Origin of the sequence: Parafrigoribacterium soli, assembly GCF_040227235.1 — a bacterium.
Lineage (GTDB): Bacteria > Actinomycetota > Actinomycetes > Actinomycetales > Microbacteriaceae > Parafrigoribacterium_A > Parafrigoribacterium_A soli.
The window spans coordinates 151150-177825 of the sequence record NZ_JBELNZ010000004.1 but is presented as its reverse complement, the minus strand read 5'-3'; the positions used below and the strand labels follow the sequence as shown (position 1 = coordinate 177825).

At 62.5% G+C, this 26676-nt stretch carries 20 protein-coding genes; 16 read left to right on the top strand and 4 right to left on the bottom strand.

Annotation, left to right across the window (positions count from 1 at the left end; genetic code table 11):
• The first annotated feature begins 49 nt into the window (after positions 1-49).
• Positions 50-1054, top strand: a complete 1005-nt coding sequence (locus ABUA37_RS12175; RefSeq protein ID WP_349899474.1) for a GDP-mannose 4,6-dehydratase — start codon at positions 50-52, stop codon at positions 1052-1054.
• On the opposite strand, the gene ABUA37_RS12170 is transcribed toward ABUA37_RS12175, so the two are convergent.
• Together ABUA37_RS12170 and ABUA37_RS12165 are read right to left on the bottom strand one after the other, a co-directional pair.
• Positions 1051-2370, bottom strand: coding sequence for an O-antigen ligase family protein (locus ABUA37_RS12170; RefSeq protein ID WP_349899473.1), 1320 nt, complete (start codon positions 2368-2370; stop codon positions 1051-1053). The genes ABUA37_RS12175 and ABUA37_RS12170 overlap by 4 nt on opposite strands.
• Positions 2367-3761, bottom strand: a complete 1395-nt coding sequence (locus ABUA37_RS12165; protein WP_349899472.1) for an O-antigen ligase family protein — start codon at positions 3759-3761, stop codon at positions 2367-2369. The genes ABUA37_RS12170 and ABUA37_RS12165 overlap by 4 nt, the downstream gene beginning before the upstream one ends.
• A gap of 310 nt (positions 3762-4071) precedes the next feature.
• On the opposite strand from ABUA37_RS12165, the gene ABUA37_RS12160 reads away from it, so the two are divergent.
• From ABUA37_RS12160 to ABUA37_RS12120, 9 genes are read left to right on the top strand one after another with little or no spacing between them, the layout of a single operon-like run.
• The gene (locus ABUA37_RS12160; RefSeq protein ID WP_349899471.1) at positions 4072-5781 is read left to right on the top strand and encodes a polysaccharide biosynthesis protein; all 1710 of its coding nucleotides are present in this window, start codon (positions 4072-4074) and stop codon (positions 5779-5781) included.
• Between the two features lie 14 nt (positions 5782-5795).
• A complete protein-coding gene (locus ABUA37_RS12155) occupies positions 5796-6914 on the top strand; it encodes a DegT/DnrJ/EryC1/StrS family aminotransferase (RefSeq protein WP_349899470.1) in 1119 nt (372 codons plus the stop codon).
• Positions 6911-7555 (top strand): sugar transferase, encoded by a 645-nt coding sequence (locus ABUA37_RS12150; RefSeq protein ID WP_349899469.1) that lies wholly within the window; start codon positions 6911-6913, stop codon positions 7553-7555. Before ABUA37_RS12155 ends, ABUA37_RS12150 begins: the two co-directional genes overlap by 4 nt.
• Positions 7552-8196 (top strand): acetyltransferase, encoded by a 645-nt coding sequence (locus ABUA37_RS12145; protein WP_349899468.1) that lies wholly within the window; start codon positions 7552-7554, stop codon positions 8194-8196. The genes ABUA37_RS12150 and ABUA37_RS12145 overlap by 4 nt, the downstream gene beginning before the upstream one ends.
• On the top strand, positions 8193-9443 hold the full coding sequence (locus ABUA37_RS12140) for a glycosyltransferase family 4 protein (protein ID WP_349899467.1): 1251 nt from the start codon (positions 8193-8195) through the stop codon (positions 9441-9443). Before ABUA37_RS12145 ends, ABUA37_RS12140 begins: the two co-directional genes overlap by 4 nt.
• Positions 9427-10473, top strand: coding sequence for a polysaccharide biosynthesis protein (locus ABUA37_RS12135; protein ID WP_349899466.1), 1047 nt, complete (start codon positions 9427-9429; stop codon positions 10471-10473). The genes ABUA37_RS12140 and ABUA37_RS12135 overlap by 17 nt, the downstream gene beginning before the upstream one ends.
• A gap of 3 nt (positions 10474-10476) precedes the next feature.
• A complete protein-coding gene (locus tag ABUA37_RS12130) occupies positions 10477-11562 on the top strand; it encodes a polysaccharide biosynthesis C-terminal domain-containing protein (RefSeq protein WP_349899465.1) in 1086 nt (361 codons plus the stop codon).
• Positions 11563-11564: 2 nt separating this feature from the next.
• A complete protein-coding gene (wecB, locus tag ABUA37_RS12125; RefSeq protein ID WP_349899464.1) occupies positions 11565-12707 on the top strand; it encodes a non-hydrolyzing UDP-N-acetylglucosamine 2-epimerase in 1143 nt (380 codons plus the stop codon).
• On the top strand, positions 12704-14008 hold the full coding sequence (locus ABUA37_RS12120) for an MATE family efflux transporter (protein WP_349899463.1): 1305 nt from the start codon (positions 12704-12706) through the stop codon (positions 14006-14008). The genes wecB and ABUA37_RS12120 overlap by 4 nt, the downstream gene beginning before the upstream one ends.
• 372 nt (positions 14009-14380) lie before the next feature.
• On the opposite strand, the gene ABUA37_RS12115 is transcribed toward ABUA37_RS12120, so the two are convergent.
• Together ABUA37_RS12115 and ABUA37_RS12110 are read right to left on the bottom strand one after the other, a co-directional pair.
• Entirely contained in the window at positions 14381-15517 is a 1137-nt protein-coding gene (locus ABUA37_RS12115; RefSeq protein ID WP_349899462.1) for a hypothetical protein, read from the bottom strand.
• Between the two features lie 353 nt (positions 15518-15870).
• Complete coding sequence (locus tag ABUA37_RS12110; RefSeq protein ID WP_349899461.1) at positions 15871-16728, bottom strand: glycosyltransferase; 858 nt, start codon at positions 16726-16728, stop codon at positions 15871-15873.
• Positions 16729-17351: 623 nt separating this feature from the next.
• Here ABUA37_RS12110 and ABUA37_RS12105 point away from each other — a divergent pair.
• The 6 genes from ABUA37_RS12105 (at position 17352) to ABUA37_RS12080 (ending at position 26676) form a co-directional block, all read left to right on the top strand.
• Positions 17352-19199 carry a DUF4012 domain-containing protein gene (locus tag ABUA37_RS12105; RefSeq protein ID WP_349899460.1) on the top strand — a complete coding sequence of 616 codons (1848 nt, stop codon included), beginning with the start codon at positions 17352-17354 and terminating at the stop codon, positions 19197-19199.
• A 48-nt stretch (positions 19200-19247) separates the two neighbouring features.
• Positions 19248-20531, top strand: coding sequence for a mannose-6-phosphate isomerase, class I (gene manA, locus ABUA37_RS12100; RefSeq protein ID WP_349899459.1), 1284 nt, complete (start codon positions 19248-19250; stop codon positions 20529-20531).
• A 39-nt stretch (positions 20532-20570) separates the two neighbouring features.
• Positions 20571-21551, top strand: a complete 981-nt coding sequence (gene galE, locus ABUA37_RS12095) for a UDP-glucose 4-epimerase GalE (protein WP_349899458.1) — start codon at positions 20571-20573, stop codon at positions 21549-21551.
• 271 nt (positions 21552-21822) lie between these two features.
• Positions 21823-22161 carry a WhiB family transcriptional regulator gene (locus ABUA37_RS12090; RefSeq protein ID WP_349899868.1) on the top strand — a complete coding sequence of 113 codons (339 nt, stop codon included), beginning with the start codon at positions 21823-21825 and terminating at the stop codon, positions 22159-22161.
• Between the two features lie 122 nt (positions 22162-22283).
• Positions 22284-25112, top strand: coding sequence for a glycosyltransferase family 2 protein (locus tag ABUA37_RS12085; protein WP_349899457.1), 2829 nt, complete (start codon positions 22284-22286; stop codon positions 25110-25112).
• Complete coding sequence (locus tag ABUA37_RS12080; protein ID WP_349899456.1) at positions 25105-26676, top strand: DUF5719 family protein; 1572 nt, start codon at positions 25105-25107, stop codon at positions 26674-26676. The genes ABUA37_RS12085 and ABUA37_RS12080 overlap by 8 nt, the downstream gene beginning before the upstream one ends.

Sequence of the window (26676 nt, the reverse complement as noted above, 5' to 3'; positions counted from 1 at the left end):
TCGTTCTGCCGGTAGACTCCGCTCGTCTGCTTTATAGAGTGAGGTAATTATGACGCGAGCACTCATCACCGGCATCACCGGACAAGACGGTATGTACCTCGCCGAGTTGCTGCTCGCCAAGGGGTACGAGGTGTTCGGGGTCGTCCGCGGCCAAGACAATCCGAAGTACGCCACCCTGCGGGATATGCTCCCCGCAGTCACCCTGATCAAAGCCGACGTGATGGACATCTCGGGTCTGGTGCGTGCGCTTCGCATCGCGCGGCCTGACGAGGTGTACAACCTCGCGGCCATCTCCTTCGTGCCGTACTCGTGGGAGAACCCCGGCCTCACCAGCGAGGTCACGGGAAAGGGAGTGCTCAACGTCCTCGAGGCCATCCGCCTCTGGGCGGGCGATGACCTCTCGGGAGTGCGCTTCTATCAAGCGTCCAGTTCGGAGATGTTCGGCCGTGTTCAGCAGGTTCCGCAGACAGAAGCAACCAAGTTCTGGCCGCGGTCGCCCTACGGAGCGGCCAAGGCGTTCGGGCATCACCTCACCGTCAATTACCGCGAGTCCTATGGTTTGCACGCGTCCAGCGGAATCCTGTTCAATCACGAGTCACCTCGCCGTGGCGCGGAGTTCGTCACCCGCAAGGTGACCCGGGCGGTCGCGCGCATTTCGCTCGGCCTGCAGAACAGCTTCACGCTCGGAAACCTCGACGCGGAGCGCGACTGGGGATTCGCCGGAGACTTCGTCGAAGCGATGTGGCTGATGCTGCAGCAGGAGACCGCAGACGACTACGTGATCGCCACGGGTAAGACGCACTCGGTTCGACAGCTTCTCGACATCGCCTTCAGCGAGGTGGGAATCGACGACTGGAGTCAGCTGGTGCAGCTGGATTCGAACCTCCTGCGTCCGGCAGAGGTGGATCACCTGGTCGGCGACTCGACCAAAGCCAGGGAGGCGCTGGGCTGGAAACCGACCGTCGAATTCCCGGACCTCATCCGCATCATGGTGCAGGCTGACCTGGCGGAGCAGAACATGCTGCAGGCGCAACTCCGGGCACTGCAGCTCTAACTGCTCGGTTCTTCGCCAGCCAGCACCTGTGGCTCAGTTGCAGCGAAAGCGCGCCGCCAGCTCAATTCCCGCGCGGCCTTCACGCAGCAGATCACGAAGGTGAGCCAGCCGAACTCGTAGAGAATCGAGCTCTCGAACAGCGCCGTGGAGATCAGCACGACGAGCACGAGCGCGGGCCAGGTGTAGACGATGCTGCGCTGCTTCGAGGCCAGCAACCAGGAGCGCACGAAGGCGAGCCCGATCAGCCCGATGAAGAGCAGCAGGCCGACGAATCCGATCTGGAACCAGATGTCGAGAAAGGCGTTCAGGCCGGATGTGGGCGTGCGGTCGTAGTAGTTCAGGAACGCCTCAAAGGGGTGCACATCGTGGCGCCAGTGCCCGACCCAGCCCCACCCGAGCAGGTTGTTCACGGGGATGAGCGCCCGCAGCTGTTGCCACAGCGTAAGCCGCAGCGACAGCTCGCCCGTGCCCGCCAATGCCGCGATGATCGGTGCGCGCAGCGCCCAGGCCGTGGTGACCGCGGCGATGGTGACGGCCGCGAGCCCGAGCTGCCAGTAGCGCTTGTGATCGGCCCGGATGCGGCGGAGCACGTAGAGCGCCAGGGTTGCGAGCCCGAGCACCACGAAGGCTCCCGCGGCGATCGGCGAGCGGGCGAGGAGCAGGCAGATGGCGGCCAGCGTGAGCGAGCCGATGCCGAGGTGTCGAGAGATAGATTTCGTGCGCAGTTCCGTGCCGAAGGTCACGAGGGCGACGAGGGCGACGATTCCGAACTGGTTGCGTCGGCCGAAGATTCCCTGCAGTGGCCCGAAGTGCTCGAGGTTGCCCTGCACGAAGAGGAAGCGGATCGGCGAGTCGATGAGCAGCCCCGAGAAGATCTCGAGCGCGAGTGACAACACGAGGGCGATCCTCAGAATGTCACCGAAGGCCCTGGCGATCTGGATCGTGTCGCGCACGAGCGCGACGTAAATGCCAAGCATCGTCACCGCTCCGAAGTACACCAGGCTTCCGAACGTCGCCCACTGATACTGGCTCCAGAAGACGGATGCGCCCGCCCACGCCACGAACACGAGGAGCGAGATCGGGAGCAGGCCGTGCCACTCGATCTCCCGCTGCTTCGCGATGAGTGACAGCGCGGCCAGCAGCACGAGCGGGGCCATGATGCCCAGCAGCCCGGCCCATCCGATCAGCTGTTGCAGCAGCAGTGAACCGAGCTCGGTCGCGATGATGGTGTGCGTGAGAGCGGCGGTGAAGCGGGGTGCCGCGAAGAAGTATCGCGCGGCCTCGACGACCGCGGAAGGTGGCTTGACCGTGCTCACCGCGACCGCTCCGCTGCGCTCTCCGTCGCGGCCTCGAGCTCGATCGCGAGCGGCCGCAGCTTGGTCTTCACGGCCAGCACGACGAGTAGCACCCAGCCGCCCTCGACGAGAATGCGGCTCTCGGCGAGTGACTGCACGAGCAGCGCGGCAAGCACCAGCAGCGGCAGCATCGCCACCCAGGCGGCGCGCGCAAGCGCCGCGGACGGAGATGGCCGCTGAGGCTCGAGCGCACGCCCTTCGACAAGCTCAGGGAACGACGGCTCGGGGAACGGCAGCGTGGTCGCCATGGTCCACGAGCGCACGAGCGTCGAGACGACAAGCAGCCCGAAGACGACGAGCCCGAGGATGCCGAGCTGCAGCCACACATCCAGCCAGGCGTTGTGCGCGTGCATGACCTGCACTCCGCCGCGCACGATCAGGTGTTTGAACGGCTCGACCCAGGGCGTCCAGTAACTGACCCAGCCCCATCCGAACGCCGGGCGCTGCTGTGCCAGCGCGATCACGGCATCCCAGATCCCCTGCCGGCCGGTGAGGGTGCCGCTCTTACCGAGCAGGTCGAGCAGCTGGCTGCGGAACACCACGCCGAGCGCCCCCGCGAGGCCCACAACGGCGAGGATTGCGGAATAGCTCAGGGCACGCGCCCTCCCGGTTGCCGCCCTTCTCACGATGAGCGCTGCCGCCGCCAGAATCGCCACCGCCACGATCGCGATGAAGATCGTTGCGCTGCGCGTGATGCCGATCGTGCCGAGGGCAACAATCACCCAGAACCAGCCCCAGAGACCCACGGAGCGGCAGGCGAGTTGAATGGCGAACACGATGAGGGCGATGAGGGCGATCATGGCCAGCAGGCTCGAGTTGCCCACGATGCCTTGGATCTTGCCCGTGGAGAACAGCAGGTCACGCGACCAGTACAGCAGTTTTGACACGTGCCCCGGGTTGTCGGGCACGACCCACACGGGAAATACGGGGTGCCGGATGAAGGCGGCCACGACAAACTCGAACAGGAACGAGAGAGCCAGAATCACGCGAAGTACCCGGCCGAGCACTGCGAGCAGCTCGGTCCAGGTGAGCAGGAGCGCGATCGGGAGCGCTGCGATCGTCGTGATCCACTGTGCGATGATGCCGAGCGCCGTCGAGCCGGGATAGAAGGACCATGCGATGGATGTGGTCGCCAGCGCGAGGAACGCGAGAAGCGGGTACGGCATCCGGCCCACTCGGACCGCGTCGCGGTTGCGAGCGAGCAGCACGATCGCCGCCGCAAGGAGCAGCAGCACGATCGCGCCGAAGCCGTACCAGCTGAGCAGGTTACGCCAGAAGTCGCCCGCGAGCCCCGTGAACAGCGCGAGTCCCGCGAACCACAGACGAACCGGGCGGGCATCGAGCTTGCTCATGTGTAGAGGCTAGTCGGTGCGGTTCTGTGGTGACGAAGCGGAATTTCGTGTGGGAAAGTTCGTCTCAACACCGAGCTGACTCAACAGTGAGTCCCGCTCAATGAGCTAATCTGGACAGAAGGCCGCGGGTTTTGGGTCAACCCGAGTGCGCTCGTGAGCGCGTAGCACGCAAGCCAGGTTTGCAAATGTAGCCCGGCAGAATTCAGAGGCAGCAGGAACTATGGGTAGAGCTAAGGTTGCAACCTCTGGCGAGGACGTGCGAGCAAGGCGACCCATAGTCTCGCTCGTCAGGGGGCGTTACCAATACGCCATGGACTCGGCTGTGTGGTCAGTCGCGATAGTGGCCGCGGTGCTGGTTCGTTTTGATCTTGATGTCACACAGGTCCGCTGGTCACCGCTGCTCGTCATCTGCGCGGTTGCCGCCTTCCTCCAGCTGCTGATCGGCTGGTGGCTCCGGCTGTATTCCGGTCGTTTTGTTCTGGGCAGTTTTCACGAAATGCAGGCGGTCACCGTCTCCACTCTCGTCGTCGGAACGGTCCTTGGGCTTCTGGTGCTGCTGGGAGGGAGTGCGGTTGCAACACCTCGAAGCAGTGGATTTGTGGCGATCCCCTTTGCGCTGGTGTTCATGGGGGCATTGCGCTACGCCCAACGCGTCTATGTGGAAGGGCTATCGCGTCCAGGGGATTCTGCCGAGCGCACGATCGTCTACGGAGCGGGATATCTTGCCCGATATCTCGTGCACCGCATGCTGACTGACGCCCACTCGCCTTACATCCCGGTGGCTCTCATCGACGATGACGAGTTCAAATCGCAGTTCTCCATAGATAACGTGCCTGTTCTGGGCAAGGGAGAGGACCTCCACGCAATAGTCGCGAAGACTCGGGCGACCGTGCTCATCATCAGCATCGGCAAGGCCGATGCTTCACTGATCCGCAAGATATCGGATGCGGGGGAGGCGCAGGGACTGCGCGTTCTCGTCATGCCGCTCCTGCATGAGATTCTCGACGGCAAGTCGCGGCTGAGCGATCTGCGTGAGGTGGCGATCGAAGACCTCATCGGTCGCAACCCGATCGACACCCAGGTAGAGGCGATCGCGGATTACCTGACCGGCAAACGTGTGCTTGTCACGGGGGCGGGCGGATCGATCGGGTCCGAGTTGTCGCGGCAGATCGCGCAGTACAACCCGGCGGAACTGATCCTGCTCGACCACGACGAGACCGGTCTGCAGACGGCGGAGTTTCTCATCCTGGGCCATGGCCTCATGGAAACCAAAGAGACGGTGCTCGCAGATATTCGTGACACAGAGGCACTGGCGAAGATCTTTTCTGAGCGTCGGCCCGACGTCGTTTTCCACGCAGCCGCGCTCAAGCACCTGCCGGTGCTCGAACGCTACCCGGAGGAGGGGTGGAAGACGAACGTGCTCGGCACGCTCAACGTGCTGGAAGCAGCGCTGGCGGTCGACGTGGAGATATTCGTGAACGTCTCTACTGATAAGGCGGCGGATCCAACTAGTGTTCTGGGCTACTCGAAGCGTCTCGGAGAGCAGCTGACGGCGTGGGCTGCAGAGAAGAGTGGCAAGCGCTTCCTTTCCGTGCGGTTCGGAAACGTGTTGGGCAGCCGGGGGTCACTTTTGCCACTTGTGACTTCCATGATCCGCTCTGGTGGACCTGTCACCGTTACCCACGCGGACGCAACGCGATACTTCATGACCATTCCGGAGGCAAGCCACCTCGTGATTCAGGCCGGTGGAATTGGGAGTCCCGGGCAGGTATTGATCCTCGACATGGGGGAGCCCGTGCGGATCCTTGACATCGTCCAGCGTATGATCGCGCGCTCCGGACGTGACGTGGGCATTACGTTCACAGGCCTCCGTGAGGGAGAAAAACTGCACGAGGTACTCATGGGCGAGAACGAATCTGACGAGCGGCCCATACACCCAAAGATTTCGCACGCGGCCGTTCCCGCACTCGACCCGTCGGAACTCGAACACGCGCGATGGGATGCGCGGGTCACCCGATGAGTGACCGGATATACATGTCCTCGCCCGACGTAGGCGAGCTGGAGGAAGCCGCGGTCGTTCGCGCGATGCGCTCCGGTTGGATCGCACCCCTCGGACCAGACGTTGATGCGTTCGAAGCAGAACTTGCTGCTCGAGTAGGGGTGGCATACGGCGTGGCCCTGAGTTCGGGTACGGCCGCGCTCCATCTTGGGCTCCTCGGACTCGGGGTTGGCGCCGGCGACGTGGTCGTCACGTCGACGATGACCTTTGCGGCCACCGCCAATGCGATCACCTACACCGGAGCCGAGCCGTTTTTCGTCGACTGCGAATTGGAAACCGGAAACATGGATCCGGAACTTCTGCGCTCGGCCCTCAAGCAGTTGGCGGATGCCGGAGAAACGGTTGCGGCCATCGTGCCGGTCGATCTGCTGGGCAAGGCTGTCAACTACACGGAGATCCTCGCGATCGCAGACGAGCACGGGATTCCGGTGCTGGCGGATGCCGCGGAATCACTCGGTGCGTCACACCTCGGCAAACAGGCCGGATCTTTTGGCAGGGCATCGGTGGTCTCGTTCAACGGAAACAAGGTCATGACCACATCGGGGGGCGGAATGCTCCTCACCAACGATCACGACCTCGCTTCGCGCGCGCATTATTTGTCGACGCAGGCTCGCCAGTCCGTCTCTCACTATGAGCACGTCGACATCGGGTACAACTACCGCATGAGCAACCTCTTGGCCGCATTGGGCCGTGCACAGCTTTCGAGGCTGGACGAGATGATCGCCCGCCGTCGAACGATGCGCGAGCGATACCGTGAACTGTTCTCTGAGGTCAACGGGGTGGAGATTTTCGGAGGCACAAACGATGCAGACGACAACTGCTGGTTGACCTCTATTGTCGTCGATTCATCTGCGACAGGTTGGACTCCGGCCGAGTTGAGCACTGCACTTCTGGAAGACAACATCGAGAGTCGCCCGCTGTGGAAGCCCATGCACCTCCAGCCCGTTTTCGCAGGCGCTCGTTCGGTGACCAACGGCAATTCGGAGCAGCTGTTCAAGACCGGGCTGACCTTGCCGAGCGGGTCTGCGCTTGGCGGGGGAGAGATTGATCGTGTGCTTACGCGCGTGCGCGATTTCATGGATAGCCACCGATGAAAGCAGTGCGCGCACAGCGTCGATATGACAGCGTGAAGCGGGCGTTGGATATCATTGGCGCCGTTGTGGGGCTCACATTGTCGTCCCCGGTGCTGGCAGTCGTCGCAGTGCTGGTCGCGACGGAGCTTGGTCGCCCGGTTTTGTTCAAGCAGGAGAGACCAGGTAAAGATGGCCAAGTCTTCCTGCTGTATAAATTTCGCACGATGAAGAACATTGATGTTGCACGAGGCTTAGTTACAGACGCTCAGCGCCTGACCACGTTGGGTCGAAAGCTTCGGTCAACCAGCCTTGACGAACTCCCTACTCTGGTCAATGTACTGAGAGGAGATATGAGCATGGTCGGGCCGCGACCGTTGTTGGTGCAATATCTTGATCGCTACACACCGGCCCAAGCACGACGCCATGAAGTACGGCCCGGCATCACGGGTTTGGCGCAGTCGAGCGGGCGCAATTCCCTAAGTTGGGGCGACAAGTTCGCGTTAGACGTGCAATACGTCGACAATCGAAGCTTCGGTTTGGACATGCGGATCCTCGCGAAGACGTTTCTTCCAGTGCTCAAGCGCGACGGGATTGCGTCCGAGGGGCAGGATACGGTCGAGGAGTTCATGGGCACGCCGAACATGGACAACCAGAAAAAATGACAACGTCGTTGGTCGTGGTTGGCGCTGGCGGGTTTGGCCGCGAGACCCTTGACGTCATCGAAGCGATCAACCGTGTCGCCAAAGTGCCAGTCTTCGACCTGCTCGGAGTTGTTGATTCAGATCCCAGCTCCATAAACCTTTCAAGGCTCCGCGCGCGAAATATTACTTATCTAGGCAGTGAATCTGACTGGTTGGCGTTGGGTAATCGGCCTCAGTACCTGGTTGGTATCGGCAATCCAACGACCCGGCAACGCGTACATGAGCGCTTTGATGCCGCCGGCCTGGTCGCTGCGACCGCGATTCATCCGAACGCAACAGTTGGCTCAATGTCCCAGATCGCGGAGGGTACGGTTATTTGCAGTGGGGCCGAAATCTCAACCAATGTCAAGATCGGCAGACATGTCCACATAAACCCGAATGCCACCGTGGGGCACGACTCCATCCTGAACGAATTTGTCTCGGTGAACCCCGCCTCGACAATTTCAGGCGAAGTATCAGTCGGCGCAGGAACTTTGATCGGCGCAGGTGCCACGGTGCTTCAGGGCCTCGCAATCGGTTCCCGCGTAGTGGTCGGCGCTAGCGCCTGTGTGGTCAAAGACGTTCCCGATGGAATCACCGTCAAAGGTGTGCCCGCCAGGTGAAAGTCGTAATCGTCAGCCAGTACTATCCACCCGAGCCGGTGCCGATCCCACACGCACTGGCGCAGGAGTTGGCGGAACGCGGGCATGATGTTCGAGTCCTGACTGCATACCCGAACTATCCCGAGGGCAAGTTGATGTCGGGGTATAAGCAAAGACGAGTCCACGTCGAGAATGACGGAAACGTTCGTGTTCGCAGGATTCCTATCCACATAAGCCATTCACGCAACCCACTTGGACGCTTGCTTAACTACGGCAGCTTTGCACTTAGTTCTCTTGCCGCTGGGCGCTTCACAATAGATGCGGACGTCGTGTATGTGTACGCGACCCAGATGACCGCTGCGATTGCCCCGTCGTGGTGGTATCGACATAGGAAAACCCCGTTTGTCCTGCACGTACAGGACTTGTGGCCGGAGTCCATCACGGGCTCGTCCTTGATACATGGTGGCGGCAAACTGATCAATTGCGTTCTCACGCCATGGCTGCGGCGAATGTATAGCAGAGCCGCAGCTACTATCGCTATCGGACCCACGATGGCACGCATGCTCGCTGAGCGAGGCGCGCCTGTCGAACGGGTGCATACCGTGTACAACTGGGGCGATGAAGTGGCTGTCGATTCGTCGCGGAGATTGGAGTTGGGCGATCCCAACGATCACAAATCATTCCGGTTGATGTATGCAGGCAACGTCGGCGAACTTCAAGACCTCGAGGTAGTGCTGCGCGCTGTTGCTTTGGTGCGCGACCTCGAAGGATTCAGTTTTGAGATCGTAGGGTCCGGTGTTGCGGAACAAAACATCAAGGATCTCGCTGCCGAACTTGACCTACACAATGTTGTATTCCGGGGGAGAGTCGCCAGTGCGCAGATGGGGATGCATTACGCGCGTGCGGATTTTCAGATGGTGCCGCTCAAAGATCTCGAAATATTTGGGGCGACCATACCCTCAAAGCTACAGGCCAGCCTGGCAAATGCAGTCCCAGTGATCACCACCGTAAGTGGTGATGTGCGGGAGTTGGTGCTGGACAATCGCCTCGGACTGTACAGCCCTCCGGGCAATCCAGGGCTGCTGGCGGAGACATTCCGTACTGCGTACGCGATGTCGGATATAGACAGACGCCAGATGGCTGAGAGAGCCCGCGAGTTTTACGCTGCGAAAATGTCCATGAAAAGTGGAGTCGACAAAATTGAGAGGATATTGGCCTCTGCCGTCCGTCTCTCTAACAGAAAGAAAAGTGATGCCAGAAAGCTATGAAGGCAAGCAGATCCTCGTCACCGGAGGAACGGGGTCCTTCGGGCACACGGTGGCCGCAAAGCTCCTTTCCCAAGGCGCAGACCAGGTTCGAATCCTGAGCCGTGATGAAGCAAAGCAGGACTTCATGCGGCACGAGATGCACGACCCACGTCTGCACTTTTACGTTGGCGACGTTCGCGATTACCTCAGCGTGGAGCGGGCGACGCGCGACGTGGACTATGTCTTCCACGCAGCGGCACTGAAACAGGTTCCGTCGTGCGAGTTCTTCCCCATGGAGGCTGTGCGTACGAACATCCTCGGCAGCGAGAACGTCGTGCGCGCCGCGGAGAACTGTGGTGTGAAATCTCTCGTGTGTTTGAGTACGGACAAGGCGGTGTACCCGGTCAACGCGATGGGGATGACGAAGGCCATGATGGAGAAAGTCGCGCGTTCCCATGGGCTGAATAACCCGAACGCGACGACCAATGTTTCGTGCGTGCGGTATGGAAACGTCATGTACTCGCGCGGATCCGTCATTCCGCTGTTCATCGGGCAGTTGAAGGAGGGGAAGAACCTCACGGTTACCAACCCTGCGATGACGCGGTTCATGATGTCGCTCGCAGACTCGGTCGACCTCGTCGACTTTGCCTTCCACAACGCAGATCAGGGCGACCTTTTCATTCGCAAGGCAAGGGCATGCACGGTGGGCGATCTTGCACAGGCCGTTATCAATCTCTTCCGCTCTTCAGCCACCGTCGACGTGATCGGCACACGGCATGCCGAAAAGCTCTCAGAGGCGCTCGCGAGCCGTGAGGAGTTGGCCCGTGCTGAAGACATGGGCGACTATTTCCGCATTCGCGCTGATAATCGTGACCTGAATTACAGCACTTATGTCGATGAGGGCGACGTGACTCAGACGCAGTACAAGGACTACGACTCACACACGGTTGAGCGAATGACGGTGGGCGAGGTAGAAGACCTTTTGTTGACGTTGCCGAAGCTGCGCGCTGAGCTCGTCAGCGCGGGGCTCCCGACTACCAGGATGAGCTAGCCGATGACCGAAGTTGCCATGACCGGAGCGAACGGGTTTCTCGGTTGGCACACTCGGGCGGCGCTTCGTGAGAGCGATGCAGAGGTCCGACCCGTCAAGGTTGGTTCGGGTTTCGACCTGGCCTCAGCTGCGGCGTCAATATCCGGCACATCACGGCTGCTTCACATTGCCGGCGTCAATCGCGGCTCGGATGACGAGGTCAGGGACGGGAACGCGGGCTTCGCCGACCAGATGGCTGAGGCGCTCCGTCGCGCCTCGGAGCCTCCTGCCGTTGTGGTGTTTGCGAACTCCACGCAGGCGACCAATGGAAGCGTTTACGGAGACGCTAAGGCCGCGGCGGCCGCGACGCTGGGTGCTGCGGCGCGCGCAGTTGGCGCTGAGTTTCACGATGTGATCCTCCCGAACCTGTTTGGCGAACACGGGCGACCTTATTACAACGCGGTCACCTCTACGTTCTGTCAGCTGCTTTCCGAGGGGAAAGTGCCCACGGTGGATCACGACAAGGAGTTAACGCTCCTGCACGCTCAAGATGCTGCGGACCTACTCTTGGGTGAGGCTGACGATGAGGCGGCCTACGTTCGCGAGACAGTCAGTGGACTGCTCGGTCGCCTCGGCGAAATTGCATCCATTTATCGCCGTGGCGAAATCCCCGACGTGGCGAGCAAGTTCGACCGCGACCTGTTCAATACATACCGTTCGTACACCTTTCCTGGGCAAGCGCCCGTCCGTTTGACGCGGCATGCCGATTCACGTGGATCGTTCTTCGAGATCATTCGCTCGCACGGGGGAAGTGGCCAGTCGTCTTTTTCCACGACGTCACCGTCGATCAGCCGCGGAGACCACTTTCATCGAAGGAAGATCGAGCGTTTCACGGTCCTGGCGGGAACGGCCACGATAACGCTCCGCCGACTCTTCACAGATACCCTGTACGAGTTCGCGGTTACTGGTGATGAGCCCATGGCTGTCGACATGCCCACCATGTGGGCGCACAAGATCACGAACACAGGTTCAGACGCTCTTTTCACCTCGTTCTGGACTAACGATATTTTTGATCCTTCGGCGCCCGACACGATTGCGGAGACAGTGTAACTATGGTTGATCGACTGAAGGTGATGACCGTTGTTGGCACGCGGCCGGAGATTATCCGCCTGGCGGCGACGATCAAACGTCTCGACCGATACACCGACCATGTGCTCGTGCACACGGGCCAGAACTATGACTACGAGCTGAACGAGGTCTTCTTCGAAGACCTGGGGCTGCGTAGACCTGACCATTTCCTCAACGCAGACACCAGCTCTCTCGGGGCGGTGCTGGGTTCCATCCTGACCAAGGTCGAGGCAGTGCTGAAGGCGGAGGCGCCAGACGCGATGGTCGTGCTGGGCGACACCAATAGCTGCATCTCGGCGCTGATGGCGAAGCGGATGAAAATACCCGTGTACCACATGGAGGCGGGCAACCGATCCTTCGATGAGAACGTGCCAGAAGAGACAAACCGTCGAATGGTTGACCACATCTCTGACTACAACCTCGTCTACACGGAACACGCGCGTCGCAATTTACTGGCAGAGGGTGTGCACCCCTCGCGTATTTTGCTGACCGGCTCGCCCATGCATGAGGTACTCGAAGCAAATGCGGATGCGATCAACGCGAGCGGCATTCTTGAGCGACAGAACCTCGAAACGGGAGGCTATTTTCTCGTCAGTCTTCACCGCGAAGAGAACGTCGACAATCCCGAGCGCCTCGCCTCGGTACTTGGCGCACTGGGCCAACTTGCGGATGACTATGGCCTGCCGGTGTTGGTATCCACTCACCCCCGCACTCGTAAGCGCCTTGAAGATCAGTCGGATGAACTCAAGAACAAGCTGATCTTCCATGCGCCCTTCGGCTTCAACGATTACGTGCGCCTGCAGAAGTCGGCGAAGCTCGTGCTCTCCGACAGTGGAACCATCAGCGAAGAGTCTTCTCTCCTTGGATTTCCCGCGGTTTCGCTTCGCGATGCCATCGAGCGCCCTGAGGCGATCGACACGGGTGTCACGATAACAGCGGGGGTGGAAGCGACAAGCGTCCTGGATTCAGTCGCGATGACTCTGAGCCAGTTCGAAGCCGATGGGCCTGCCGCCATTCCGGTGGATTACCGCGGTACGGATGCTTCGCGACGGGCGGTGAGTTTTATTCGCTCGACGGTAGGAACCCACCACGCCAGAAGTAGTATTCGAAAAGTTCCACGCGCTTGATCCGCCGCGTCTTAGGTTTCGCCACAGGCCCAACGGCCCGCGCTGTTGTTGCGCGGGGTATTTCAATTCTGACGAGCTTCCTGCTGACGATTATCGTCGCCCGATTACTCGGAGCCGAGGCCGCGGGCTCATACTTCATCGCATTTACGAGCATCGCGGTCATCGCCACATTTGGTCGCTTTGGCGCAGACAACCTGGCTCTAAAGATTTGTGGTGGTGATTCTCAACGAGTACGAGCCGACTTGACTTACAGCGCGCTAGTAGCAGTGACGGCGAGTGCCGTAGGCATAGCGGTAACGCTTGTTGTAGCAGCGCTGTCGAAGTTTTCGCTGCCAGGCCTCGACTCGAGTTGGCTTCCTGTAGTCGCCGCAACAGCCATTCCGCAGGCATTTGCAGTCATCGCAGGCGCAGTGCTCCGGGTTCAGGGGCGGTTGGCCCTTGGAATCGTGGCAGAGCTCGGGTCGATCCCTGGTCTGTCGATCTTGTTCCTGCTGCTGGCCGAAGCATTGGGCTTCCTCGACCTCGCGGTTGCGCTGCTCACCCTCGCCGCTGCCTCGTGGATTACTGCGCTTTGGGCGGTGCCTGCCGCAATTTCATCTGTGCGTGCTATACCACGACAGCCGAGTACGGAACTTACGGGTGCCTTCGTCAGGTTCCTCCGCTGTCGCATTCCGCAAATGTCATCAATGATGGGCACATCGCTCCTCTTCTACGTGTTGTCGTGGGCGCCTCTGTATGCGCTTTCGTTTATGAGCACGCTCGCCAATGTTTCCTATTACACGGCGGCAGCTCGTTTAGCCAACTTGATATCGCTCGTCCCATCCCTCCAAGTGTCGTATTTAGCCCCCGTATTCGCGCAACTGTTTTGGAAGAAAGACTTGGCCGCGTTGAACGCACTGTGTGCGCATGCCACTCGCCAAGTGGGCGCATGGGCACTTTTGCCAACCGCAGCACTCTCGCTGGGAGCGCTGCCGATCACCGTTGTGTTGTATGGGCGAGATTTTCAGGGCGCTGCTGCACCCCTGGCGATACTGACCGTGGGGGCCTTCGCGGTCGCGCTCTTGGGGCAGGTCAATCAGTTGATGCTTTTGTGTGATTTGGAAGCTCTTGCCCTGATTTTAAGCGCTGCCCTACTAGTGTTCTGGGTGAGCGCGGGCGCATGGATGGCTTTGCAGTTCGGTGCGGTCGGAGTGGCGTGGTTTGGAGCGGCAGCGAACGCTGTCTATGCGCTCGCGGCGGCTCGGCTATTGAGAACTCGAAGTGGAATTCGTTCTCACTTCACGTTCTCGCGATTAGCGTAATGCGAGCGAATCAGCCTTAACAGGTGGAATGCCAGAAGCCGTAGGGGCCCGCTCGGGCCGCGTGGAACGTTCAAGCCCGACGCCTGCCGACGCGACTACCACGGTCCCTACGTTCACCATTACTGCGCGATCGCTTCACCGCCACGCCGCGGTAAAAACCCAAGAGTAACGTCGGATAGGCGCTTGAACTAGCGAAAGGCGCTGAATCGCATTCCAGACCAAGTCATATAGACGTGGCCCACGACTCCGGGCTTGAGAATTTCGACCGCGAAGAAAAAGACAATTGTTGGTCGCCAAACTTGCCTGCGGATGGTGTCGAGCAACGCCTTCGCGGTCGACTGCGGCCCGTTGGAACCACAGTTCGCGTAGTTGTCAAGCATCTTGACGTCTTCGTAGCAGTCGCGGACGCGCCGATGAATTCTGGCGGACTTCTCGGGCGAGAAAAATGACTGCGAGAGCGATGTAACCAAGATACAACGGCCCGCTAATAGCAAGTTGTAGGTTCTGCATCATAAAGAACAGCGATAACCACGTGTAGCCAAAGAGCGTCACTGAGAGCCAGTCACCCTGCTCGATCGCCTTGCGCCAGACAAGTGCAAGAAAGACGCCTTGGAGCGCGACCACCAGCGGCACCAGAATCCAGGGAATATCATTTGCGAGCCAGGCGAGTCCAGTGCTCCACAGGTCCGTAGCAGACCAATTGAACTTTACCAACTGGTCGGTAATGACGTAGTGATGTACGCCGAGAATTGAGTCGAACAACGGCCGTAGAGCTCCTGAATGGGAATAGCCGCCACCGAATTGCCAATGCCCGTCGAGGGCACGCCCCAAGCCTTCGTAAGACTGGCTTGCATAGGACGAGAAATACACGCTAATTGAGTCCCATAAAGTTGGAGGGCCCGTTGGGGGGCAGGAAGACACTCCTGGCGGACAGACGCTGAGCAAAGGCGCACCGCTGCGGGACAGCTTCCGTAGCGCAAATACGACGAGGTACAAGGCTGCTGCGCCAGCAAGCACGGCGATGTCTTTCCACGAAAAGTAAAGCCTGCGGCGCATTCTTGAGACTAGCCAAGAGCAGATGACGAGGACTGCTGCGGAAATTACTTGGAAGTCTCGACCGACGAGAATTCCTGAAGTGACGGGGACAGCAATGGCGGCAAGAAAGAGAAGTAAGTGCTTTCGCCTCTCGAACCAACTCAGCGCCAGAAACGGAATCGCGCACATAGTAAACGGAGTCGCGAGTACCTGTATCGCGATGAACAACAGCCGAGAATTGGTTCCTTCCGCGATCTTCTTGCTGCCCTCGCTGAAGGCCTCGCCCTGGTTGAAAAGGGCCTCGCCGATCTGCCACAGGTGGAATCCCGAGTAGATCTCGCTGAAAGGAATGAGCAGCAGGAGAGACAAGACAACCCCGATGAGGACTAATCGCGGTACGCGATCAGTTTGGGTCGGCGTGATCGAGGTAACCGCTGTGCCTTTGGCGACAAAAAAGCCGAAGACCGTCGCCAACAGAGTGCCTAAGACGAGCAGGCTAACAAACAATAGATTGTGTCTCGTGTAGGGAATTGGCCACCCAGACGCGTACATGACAAAGCTGATAGCCCACCAGGCAGAAATGAGAGCGATCGGCAACAGAAGCAGCCAATAACTCACTCGGCCTTCGAATGTGGTAACGCCTTGGGTTCGACGAATCCACGCAAATAGTCGTGCTCCGGTCGCCCACAATTTGGCTCTTACTGATGACAATCGCGTTTCCCTGACCGCTATAGCGCTGGTCGGCACTCGTTTATTATTGAGTCGAGATCAGCAATGCTAAACGCGCAGTGCTTAGGCAAGTGTGCCTTGCATTCCGAAAGCGGAGCTTAAGCCACGCTGATTGCATTGCCCTTTACGTACTGTTCGATTCTTTCGACCGCTTTATTCGTAGAAAGCTTAGTTTCATAGAATCGTCGGGCCCTTCTCTCCCAGTGCGTATAGATTCCATCATGGAAATCGGCATAAAGGGTGCGAATTGCATTTGCTACGCCAGCAGCATCGCCGACGGGCACGCTAATACCCGCGTGAGAGTTTTCCACAATTGTCCCAGCGTCCGAGGACGCTTCTACGCAGACCACTACCGGTAGACCGAGCCCACAGTACTCCACAATTTTCGAGGGAAACGAGGGAGGAGTGACGCCAGCGACTGTGATAGCTAACCCGACGTGGGCTCGCTGCAACAAAGCCCGGTAGTCGGTACGAGGAAGTGCGCCAGTGAATTCAACGCGCTTGAGATGCAGGCGTTCTGCTTCGCTTTCTAACATCATGCGCTCGGTCCCATCTCCCGCGATCGTTATGTCGATATCTTCGCCAGTATTTTGAAGCAGGGCGGCAGCGGCAAGGAGGGTATCGACTCCTCGCCCCTTGGCTAGCTGGCCCCCGAAAACGACAGTGAATCGCTCAAACTTGGCTGGGCGCTCGGTTGCCTCGTCAGACCCGGACGAAGACCAGGGCGGAATAACGATCGTCTCAGATCGCAGGTCAGGATGGTAACTCCGAAAGAATCGTTCGTTTGCGGGTGTCATTAGCGCTACGACGTCAGCTCGGCTGATCGCGATTCGCTCTAGTGCTTTTAATGGTTTTGTCGGCCAAGCGCGAGAAATACGCCCGATTTCCAGCTGGTGAATTGGAAAGAAGTCCCAGAGGATGAGCATGAGTTTTTTCGCGATCGTGTGCTTTCGCACGCGGGAAGGGAACCCCCAGCTGAAAGCGGCAATAGATGTGTAAATACACAGGTCATACGTTGAATGACGAACAAGGTTAAATCCAGCGAAGTGCAGCCCAGCCCCGGATTGTACGTATCCAAGAACTTTCTGCAGAGTGCTCGTGCGATTCTTCGTCGAGCCCACGCTCCATGCCCGCAGTCGCGGTCTAGCGGTTGGAATGCGACCCCGGGCGCGACCTCTGGTTGGCTCAAAGACGATCACGTCAACGTAATGACCCGCTGCTGCGAGCTCCCTGCTGAGATCATCCAGGAGCCAGGGGTTAGCGCCTTCGCCTGCATACATGCCAGCGACAACGAGAACTTTCACCATTAACTCCCGGACATCGGCTAAACGGCGTCGCGATCAATATTCTCCGGCGACGACGAATCTTGGCGTGACCGAGCATAGCCCGGGGTGGCTCTACGCGATCGTTGGCTTGTTCGTTGCCATCGTCGCTTGCGGGACTGGCTCGGTGAGCATGTCTGGCTGGCGAGCGAGGACATTTAGCTGTAGCGATAGTCTGGTTGCCCCGTATGGCGGCTGCAATCCGCGAGTTTGGGTAGCGCGTGAAGCGCTCAGCTTTACTCTGCTTGAATAGCCGAATGCACGTTCCCAACCATGCCCCCGGCCCACGGCACATGCGGCAGGCGCGTCGGCTCGTCACTCGGTGGTGGCTGTGGGCGATCGTGTTTGTTGTTCTCGTGGTGGGGGTCGGCGGGGCGTGGGTCGGAGTGCGGGGGTTAAAGGCGAAGTCAGAGCTCGAGTCCGCTCAGGCGCTCGTCAGCCAATTGAAAACGCAGGCGTTGAAACAGGACATCCCGGGTGCTACCAAGACGTTCAAGAAACTCGTTGCGCATTCGGAGAAGGCACACGAACTGACGAGCGACCCTATCTGGCGAGTTGCGGAGTTCGTGCCGACACTCGGGCACAACCTCACGGTGGTTCGAGAACTCGCCGATGTGACGAATGACGTGGTTGTCCATGCGGTTGGCCCTCTCATCCGGGTCGCTTCGGCGGTGACGCCGGCGTCGCTCGCGCCCAAGGATGGGGCGATCAACCTCAAGCCGATTCAGAATGCAATCGCACCGTTGAAAACCGCGAACAAGGCAATAAAGTCTGCGGCCACGGCGGTCGACAACATCGATACTGCGGGGACAATCAGCCAGCTGTCCGCAGCTAAAGAAAAGCTGAGCACGCTGCTGGATTCTGTCGCACCACTCATGCAGACTGCGCAGACCGTGCTGCCACTTGTTCCCCCTGCGATGGGCTCCGACGGGCCGCGTACTTACGTCGTGATGTTCCAAAACAATGCGGAGGCCAGGGCACTTGGCGGCACGGCGCTTTCCTTTGCATCGATCACGATAGACAAGGGCAAGATCTCGCCACCGGTGACAGTGCCCGCGGGCTTGCTTAATTTCCCGATGTACAACTCATCGGTGATTCCCGTGCCAGACGGGGTCTCCGAGGTATATCTCGACGCTTTTGGAACGTTTATTGCAAACGCAACTGTGCGCCCCAGCTTTGTCTCGGCGGCAGCGATCACCAGCGCCATGTGGAAAGACAAGTTCGGTGCAGTACCCGATGGCATCATCTCAGTTGATCCCGTCGCACTGAGCTACTTCCTGCGGGCAACGGGGCCGATCCCTTTGACTAGCGGTGACGTTCTCACCGACAAGACCCTCGTTCCATTGCTGCTCAACGAGGTCTACCAGCGTTACAACTCAGGCAACGTTGAAAAGGACAATGTGGCGCAGAATGCCATCTACAGTGAGGCGGTTTCAGCGACCTTTGCACACCTCTCCGGCGGCAAGTTCGACGCCAAGGCGCTTATCGGCGCGATGGTGCAGGGTTGGTCGGAACAGCGCCTGCTGTTCTGGAGCTCGCACAAAGATGAGCAGGCGCAGTTTGCCAAGCTGGGACTCAATGGAGAACTCCCCAAGAGCGACAAGACCACGGATCGAGTCGGGGTGTACTTTCAAGACGCCGTCGGATCCAAAATGGATTACTACCTGAGTCAGAGCGTGCACCTCAGCCAGGCAGTCTGTCGTGCCGATGGCCGCGCGAACTATCGAGTAAGCATCGACCTGACCAATACCATCCCCGGCAATGCGGCCAAGTCGGTATCTCCGTCAATCCTCGGCAACTGGAAGCACGAAAAGTTGAAACCGGGAGAGCAGCGGATGGACGTCATCCTTTATGCCCCTCCAGGCTCGACGATCACCGGTGCGACCGTCGATGGCGCGGCCGTCAACCTCAAGAAGCTGCACGACACCGACTATCCGGTGGGCAAGCGGCAGGTCATATTTCCGCCCGGTGCGACGGCAAACGTGACCTACGACGTCATTGCTGCCAAGCCGGGAGAGAAGACGCTGGCGGCGGACGTAACTCCCATGGTGCACCCGACCGCGATCGACACGGTTCCGCTCGATTGTGCGACTGTGGCGAAGTGACACTCGTTCCAGGGCCGGGTGCGGCCACACCTCGATAGGACTGGTCACATGTTCGTAGCCATCACCAACACCCCGCGCCCGTATGCGTGGGGTTCGACATCCGCCATCGCCGGGTTGCTGGGGCACACGCCGTCGGGCGGGCCGGAGGCGGAGCTCTGGCTGGGGGCGCATCCCGGGTCACCGAGCCAGATCGTGGATCCGTCTGCGGTCGGCGGTGCTCGCACCATCGCCGAGTGGATCGAAGCCGACCCGCAGACCGCTCTCGGGCGGTTCGCGTCGAGCAAGCGACTGCCGTTCCTGCTCAAGATCCTTGCTGCCGCGCATCCGCTATCGCTGCAGGCGCACCCGAACCCGGAGCAGGCGCTCGCCGGGTTTGAGCGGGAAAACGCCCTGGGCATCCCGCTCGACGCACCGCACCGCAACTACCGCGACGCGTCGGCGAAGCCCGAGCTGATCTACGCGCTGAGCGACACCTTCGATGCCCTGTGCGGGTTCCGACCGCTCGGGGAGGTGCGCGCCCTGCTCGAGCTGCTGCTCGATCTCGACGCCGCCACCGAGGAGCCGCAGCCTCAGCCGCTCGAAGACCTTCTCGCCCAGCTCGCCTCGGATGACGCCCTCCCGCAGACCTTCGAATGGCTGATCTCGAGCGGCGCCGGTGTGCCGACGCTCGTCTCGCTGGTGATGCGCCTCGCGCCGCTCTCGGCCGAACCTTCCCTGGCGGTCGCAGCGGCGCTCGCCGCCGAGTACCCGGATGATCCCGGGATCGTGATCTCCCTGCTCCTCAACCGGGTGACGCTCGCGCGCGGTGAGGCGCTCTACCTGCCCGCGGGCAACATCCACGCCTACCTTGACGGGCTCGGCGTCGAACTCATGGCCGCCTCGGACAACGTGCTGCGCGGTGGGCTCACGCCGAAGCACATCGACGTTCCCGAATTGCTCGGCGTGCTCGACTTCACACCGGTGCCCGTGCCGTATCTGCGAGCCGAGGGCGCAGGCCCGACCACAGAGCCACAGCAGGATGCGCTGACCCCCTCCGCCTCGGATGATGGGCTGACGCCTGGTCCCGCGGCGGCTCCTGCGAGCGGCATCGAGGTGTTTCGGCCGGACGTCGCCGACTTCGTGCTAGTGCGCGTGTCGGGTGCGGACCTCGACGCGGGCTATGCGCTCACGGGGCCCGGAATCGCCATCTGCACGGCCGGCGAGCTGTGGATCGGTGGTGCGGCGTCATCCGTTGCTCTGGGACGCGGCGAGTCGGTGTACATCACGCCGGACGAGGGGCGCCTGTCATTCAGCGGCAACGGGGAACTGTTCCTCGCGACGACGGGCGAGTAGCCGCCTCCCGAGCGTGGGCGCAGGCGCTAGCCTGAGTCCATGACCTGGCTAGTGACCGGCGGCGCCGGCTATATCGGCGCACACGTGGTGCGGGCCCTGCGAGACGCGGGGATGCATCCGGTGGTTCTCGATGATCTGTCGAGCGGCCACGCGGCGTTCGTTCCGGGGGACGTGCCCTTCGTGCGCGCCTCCATCCTCGACGGCCAGGTGCTGATGGAGACGCTCGATCAGCACAGAGTGACGGGTGTCATCCACGTGGCGGGCTTCAAGTACGCCGGAGTGAGCGTGCAACGCCCGCTGCACACCTACGAGCAGAACGTGACGGGAACGGCCACCCTGCTCGCCGCGATGCAGGAGCAGGGCGTCGATCGCATGGTCTTCTCCTCGAGCGCCGCCGTGTATGGAACCCCCGACACCGACCTCGTGACCGAGGAGACGCCGAAGCGGCCAGAGTCGCCGTATGGCGAGTCGAAGCTGATCGGCGAATGGCTGCTGCGCGATCAGGCCGTGGCGGTGGGCCTGCGCCACACCTCGCTGCGCTACTTCAACGTCGTGGGATCCGGTGATCCCGCCGTCTACGACACGAGCCCGCACAACCTGTTTCCGCTCGTCTTCGACGCGCTCGTCGGCGGCCGAACGCCGCACATCAACGGCAACGACTATCCGACTCCCGATGGCACGAACGTGCGCGACTACCTGCACGTGGCCGACCTCGCGGCGTCGCACGTGGTCGCGGCGCAGCGCCTGGAGGCCGGCGACAGCCTCGAGCCCGCATACAACCTGGGCAGCGGCGACGGCGTCTCCGTCGCGGAGATCATGACCGCGATGGCCGAGGTCACCGGCATCCCCTTCACCCCCGAAATCGCACCGAGGCGCGACGGGGATCCCGCGCGAATCGTGGCCTCGGGCGAACTCGCCGCGCGCGACCTGGGCTGGCAGATGCGTCACTCGCTGCGCGAGATGGTCGAGAGCGCCTGGGATGCCAGACGGCGGGCCGAGCAGAATGCGGATGCCGACTAGGCCCCTCGAGACAGGTGTGCGCCGCCCCTGCGGCGCGCTTGCTTCGCAACAATCCGGACGCGAGGACGCATCCTCGGCGCGTCGCCAACCCTCGATGCACAGTTGAGGCTTTACGATTTGCGACTTGACGCAGGGGAACTACACCGGTGTAATTATCTCTAACGCGTTGCGCAAGTCGTACGTTTCGCGGAGGGGAGACTGTGCTATGGCGCTCAACGTTGAGGAGCCCGGAGCCTACGGGGCGAGGAGCGCGCAGGCGCGGGCGGCGCGGTTGCTCGCCGGCCAGTCGAACGAAACCGCAGGGAGGCCGCCTGTCGGCGTTCCCGATGACTGGTTCGTCGATCCGATCCGCAGGGGAGTGCCCGGAGTTCGTCGTCCGGTCGAGGATGACGATCCGCTGGCCTGGCAGAGCGACGCGCTCTGCGCCCAGACCGACCCGGAGGCCTTCTTCCCTGAGAAGGGCGGCTCCACTCGTGACGCCAAGAAGATCTGCGCCTCCTGCGAGGTGCGCGCGCAGTGCCTCGAATACGCGCTCAAGAACGACGAGCGATTCGGCATCTGGGGCGGACTCTCGGAGCGCGAGCGGCGCAAGCTGCGCAAGCGGGCCTAGGCGTCGCACGCTCGAAGGCCTCGATACGCTCGCTGCGCGAGCACTCGACCCGCGGCCATCGAGGCCGCGGACGGCAGCGTGTCACGGGAGCCTGATGGGGGAGCGAGCATAGTCTCGTAGGAATGCAACAGAGAGTCACCGCGATCATCGTCGCCCGCACGGGGGCGGCGTCTCTGGAGCGAACCCTCGCGGCGCTCGCTAAACAGACCAGGCAACCCGACACCGTGATCGCCGTCGATGCCGCTTCGAACGACGGCAGCGCCGAACTGTTCGCCGCATACGGTCCGACACAGTTCGTGACCACCGGCGCGAAGACGACGTTCGGCGAGGCGATCTCGCGGGCGCTGCACGTGGCCGCGGAAGCGGCATCCGAGAACGATCTGCTGTGGCTGCTCGGCTACGACAACGCTCCCGCCCCGGATGCGCTCGCGCAGCTGCTCGCCACCCTCGAGGTGGCGCCCTCCGTCGCCATCGCCGGACCGAAGCTCATGCGCGCTGACCAGCCGGACTTCATCGCCAGCTTCGGCGAATCGATGACCCGCTTCGGCGCATCCGTTCAATTGGTGGATGGCGAACTCGACCAGGCACAGCACGACGCGCGCAACGACGTGCTCGGCGTCGCAGCGGCCGGGATGCTCGTGCGCCGGTCGGTCTGGACCGCTCTCGGCGGCTTCGACCCGGGCCTTCCATCGATCGATGCTGGACTCGACTTCTCCGTGCGGGCGCGGCTTGCAGGGCATCGGGTTGCGCTCGTTCCCGGCGCGCGGGTGGCGAGCGCCGGCGGCCCTCAGCTTTTCGGCAGGCGGTCCGTCTCGGAGCGACGCCGGATGCGCACCGCACGCGCGGCGCAGCTGCATCGGCGTCTCGTCTATGCGCGCGGATGGACGCTCCCGCTGCACTGGCTCAGCCTGCTGCCGCTCGCCGTGCTGCGAGCGATCGGCCAGCTTCTTGCCAAACGCCCTGGCGCGGTCGGTGGAGAGTTCTCTGCCGCCCTCGCTGTGGCATTCGGCGCGACCCACGTTGGTGCCGCGCGCAGGCAGCTGCGGCGCACGCGGGCCCTCGGCTGGGGCGCCATTGCTCCGCTCCGCCTGCCCGGCCGCGAGGTTCGCGAGCGGCGGGCGCAGGCGCGCGAGGTCGCGACCGGATCCCAGGGACGCGCGGCTGAACGCGAGGCGAGGGTCGGCTTCATCTCTGGCGGCGGGCTCTGGATCGTCATCGTCGCGGGCATCCTCGGCGTCGCGGCCTACGGCACTCTGCTCGGCAACGTGGCCGTCACCGGCGGCGGGCTGCTGCCGCTCTCCACCGAACCGGGCGAACTGTGGCGCAACGTCGGCTACGGCTGGCGCGACATCGGACTCGGCTTCATGGGCCCATCCGACCCCTTCGCCTACGTGCTCGCGGTGCTCGGTTCGCTCACCTTCTGGGCGCCATCGTTCAGCATCGTGCTCGTCTACGTGCTGGCGCTCCCGATCGCGGCGATCGGCGCCTGGTTCTGCGCGCGGCGACTGACGCAGCGTCGCTGGCTCCCGGCGATCGCCGCACTGCTCTGGATGCTCGCCCCGCCGCTGCTGGGATCTCTCGCCACGGGTCACCTCGGCGCCATCCTCGCGCACCTGCTGGTGCCGTGGCTCGTGCTCTGCGCGATCAACGCCACGCGATCCTGGGCGGCGGCCGCTGGGGCGGCGCTCCTCTTCGCCGCGATCACGGCGTCCGCGCCATCGCTCGCACCGGCGCTGGTGATCGCCTGGGTGGCCTGGCTGTTCGCCCAGCCGAAGAGCGCGCACCGCCTCATCGGAATCCCCATTCCCGCCGCGTCGCTCTTTCTGCCGCTCGTGCTGCAGCAGTTCAACCGGGGTAACCCCTTCGGACTTTTCGCCGACCCCGGCGTCCCCACCGCCGTCGGTCCCGTCTCCGGCTGGCACCTCGCGCTCGCCGCGCCGGCTCCGGGCCTCGACGGCTGGCAGGGCGTCTTCGATGCGATGGGCTTCTCCGGCGCCGGCGCGCCGCTGCTCGTGGCCGTTCTGCTCGCGCCGCTCGGCGTGCTCGCGATCCTCGCCCTGTTCGTGCCGGGCTCCAGGCGCTCGATCCCGTCGATGCTCGTTGCCCTGCTCGGCTACCTGAGCGCGGTCGCGGCCGTGCACATTGTCATCACCCGCGTGGGTGCCGAGGCGACACCGGTGTGGGCGGGTGCGGCACTGAGCCTCTACTGGCTGGGACTGCTGGGCGCCGTCATGGTCGCCCTCGACGCGCTGCGCGCCATCGCGCCGCCCTTCGCGATTCTCGTGAGCCTGACCGTGGGTGCGCTCGCGGTGCCGCTGCTGAGTGCTGCGTATCTCGGAATCTCGCAACTGCGATCGAGCGGTGAGCGCCTCTTGCCGGCGTTCGTCGCGGTGGAGGCGGCAGCGCATCCGTCGATCGGAACCCTGCTCATTTCACCGCACGCCGACGACGGCATCACCGTCGATGTGCAGCGCGGAAGCGGCACCACTCTCGACGACCAGTCGACGCTTCACGCCACGGCCACGACGACGAGCAAATCGGATGCGCGCCTCGCGAGACTCGCCGGAAACCTCGCGTCCCGCAGCGGGTACAACGCCTCCGCGGACCTGCGGGATCTCGGGATCGGCTTCGTGCTCCTCTCGCGCGCGAACGGCGACGACGCCGTGCGCGAGCGCATCTCGCAGGCGCTCGACGGAAACGACCTTCTCGTACCGGTCGGAACCACAGACAGCGGATCGCTCTGGCGCACCACGGCGCCGACGAGCGCAGCGGTTGTGCACCCCAGCAACACCGATACGCCCTATGGGGCGGGCATCCTGCTCGGGCAGGGCCTCATCTTCACGGTGACACTGCTGCTCGGCATACCCACGGGCCGCCGCCGCCGCAAGCAGCGCGCAGGGGATCCGCTCAGCGAGCCGGCCACGACCTTCGATGAGGAAAACGATGACTGAGCACATCGACGGTGCCGAGGACGCGGTGACGGAGCCGGGCGCCGAGTCCGAGGTCGCGCAGCCGGCAGCGCCTCGCAGCGCTCGCGGTGCGGTGCTGGTCGGGGCGCGCATTCTCACCGGAACCATCGGGGTCGTCATCGGGGTTGCCGTCGTTGCCGCCGCGGGCTGGCTGCCGCTGCCGAGCATCGCGGTCACGCCGTCCGCCACCACGGTGACGCCGGTGCCCACGGACCAGCAGCGCGTGTGTGCCGGGCCCATCCTGCGCCTCGGAAGCGACACGGGCGAGGGTGCGACCACCGCGTCGTCGATTGGAACGCCCCGCGTGGAGTACGCGGCGAACGAGGGTGCGCCCACGGCGAACCAACTGGAGAGCACCGACAGCACCACGGGCGTCACCCCCGTGCGCATCACCCTTCCGCCGACACACTCGCCCGGGTCACGTCTGCCGCTTCTCTCCGCCAGCCAGACCCAGACCGTCGACCGTGCTGACGTGGTCGGCCTCGCCGCCGCGGAGTGCCGTGAGGCCAGCGGTGACGCCTGGCTCGTCGGCGGTGCGACCACGACCGGCCGCACCAGCATCCTCACCATGAGCAACCCCGGCCAGGTCATCGCCACCGTCGACGTCACCATCTACACCGAGAGCGGCGAGGTCACGGCCGCGGGAACGGATGGGATCGTGGTGCCGCCGGGTGGTCAGCGCGTGCTCTCGCTCGCGGGTTTCGCCCCGGGTGCGGCCGCCCCGGTCGTGCGGGTGCAGAGTCGCGGCAGCCTCGTGGTGGCGAACCTCCAGCAGTCCATCGTGCGCACGCTGGAGCCCGGCGGGGTGGATGTCATCGGCGCCGTCGCAGGGCCCACCAAGACCACCGTGATCCCCGGTATCGTGCTCGCCGATCCGGAGTCGATCGCCGCCCGGGCCAACGCACCGGGATACGACGATCTCGGCTCCGTGCTGCGCGCCTTTGTGCCAGGAAAAGAGGATGCGCACGTCAAGCTCACCATCACGCGGGAGACTCCGGCGGGGGCAGCGGCCGGGTCCGCGGCGCCCAAACCGACGAACGTGAACATGACGCTCGACGCGGGCAAGGTCAGCGAAACCTCGCTCGGGGCCTTCGATGCGGGCGTGTACACGATCACGGCCGAGTCGGATGTGCCCATCCTCGTCGCGGCTCGTGCCTCCCGCTACTCCGAGACGGCGGGCAGCGCGGCGCGTGTCGACTTCGCCTGGTTCGCGGCCGCACCGGCGCTCGAGCGGCGCGCACTCATCGCGGTCGGGGACGGCCCGTCACCCGGACTCCACCTCGCCAATCCCACCTCGCACGATGCCACCGTGACGGTGAAGCAGACCTCGACGTCGACGGGAAAGCCTGCCGCGGCCGACAATAGGCTCACCATTCCCGCGGGCGCCGCAGTCGCCATGTCCGCGCGAAACGGCGTGAGTTATGCGTTGAGCGGTTTCGATCGCCTGATGGCGTCGGTGAGCTACGGCACGGCCGACGAACTCGCGGCATTCACCGTGACGCCCACGGGTCCCGCGTCGCAGCCGATCACCGTCTACCGCAGGTAG

Excerpts from the sequence above, each read along its gene's own strand:
- ABUA37_RS12155 (WP_349899470.1), top strand. The coding sequence starts at position 5,796 with ATGTCCTCGCCCGACGTAGGCGAGCTGGAGGAAGCCGCGGTCGTTCGC.
- ABUA37_RS12080 (WP_349899456.1), top strand. The coding sequence starts at position 25,105 with ATGACTGAGCACATCGACGGTGCCGAGGACGCGGTGACGGAGCCGGGC.
- wecB (WP_349899464.1), top strand. The coding sequence starts at position 11,565 with ATGGTTGATCGACTGAAGGTGATGACCGTTGTTGGCACGCGGCCGGAG.
- ABUA37_RS12130 (WP_349899465.1), top strand. The coding sequence starts at position 10,477 with ATGACCGAAGTTGCCATGACCGGAGCGAACGGGTTTCTCGGTTGGCAC.
- ABUA37_RS12135 (WP_349899466.1), top strand. The coding sequence starts at position 9,427 with ATGCCAGAAAGCTATGAAGGCAAGCAGATCCTCGTCACCGGAGGAACG.
- ABUA37_RS12150 (WP_349899469.1), top strand. The coding sequence starts at position 6,911 with ATGAAAGCAGTGCGCGCACAGCGTCGATATGACAGCGTGAAGCGGGCG.
- ABUA37_RS12085 (WP_349899457.1), top strand. The coding sequence starts at position 22,284 with ATGCAACAGAGAGTCACCGCGATCATCGTCGCCCGCACGGGGGCGGCG.
- ABUA37_RS12175 (WP_349899474.1), top strand. The coding sequence starts at position 50 with ATGACGCGAGCACTCATCACCGGCATCACCGGACAAGACGGTATGTAC.
- ABUA37_RS12105 (WP_349899460.1), top strand. The coding sequence starts at position 17,352 with ATGCACGTTCCCAACCATGCCCCCGGCCCACGGCACATGCGGCAGGCG.
- ABUA37_RS12165 (WP_349899472.1), bottom strand. The coding sequence starts at position 3,761 with ATGAGCAAGCTCGATGCCCGCCCGGTTCGTCTGTGGTTCGCGGGACTC.
- ABUA37_RS12160 (WP_349899471.1), top strand. The coding sequence starts at position 4,072 with ATGGACTCGGCTGTGTGGTCAGTCGCGATAGTGGCCGCGGTGCTGGTT.
- galE (WP_349899458.1), top strand. The coding sequence starts at position 20,571 with ATGACCTGGCTAGTGACCGGCGGCGCCGGCTATATCGGCGCACACGTG.
- ABUA37_RS12145 (WP_349899468.1), top strand. The coding sequence starts at position 7,552 with ATGACAACGTCGTTGGTCGTGGTTGGCGCTGGCGGGTTTGGCCGCGAG.
- manA (WP_349899459.1), top strand. The coding sequence starts at position 19,248 with ATGTTCGTAGCCATCACCAACACCCCGCGCCCGTATGCGTGGGGTTCG.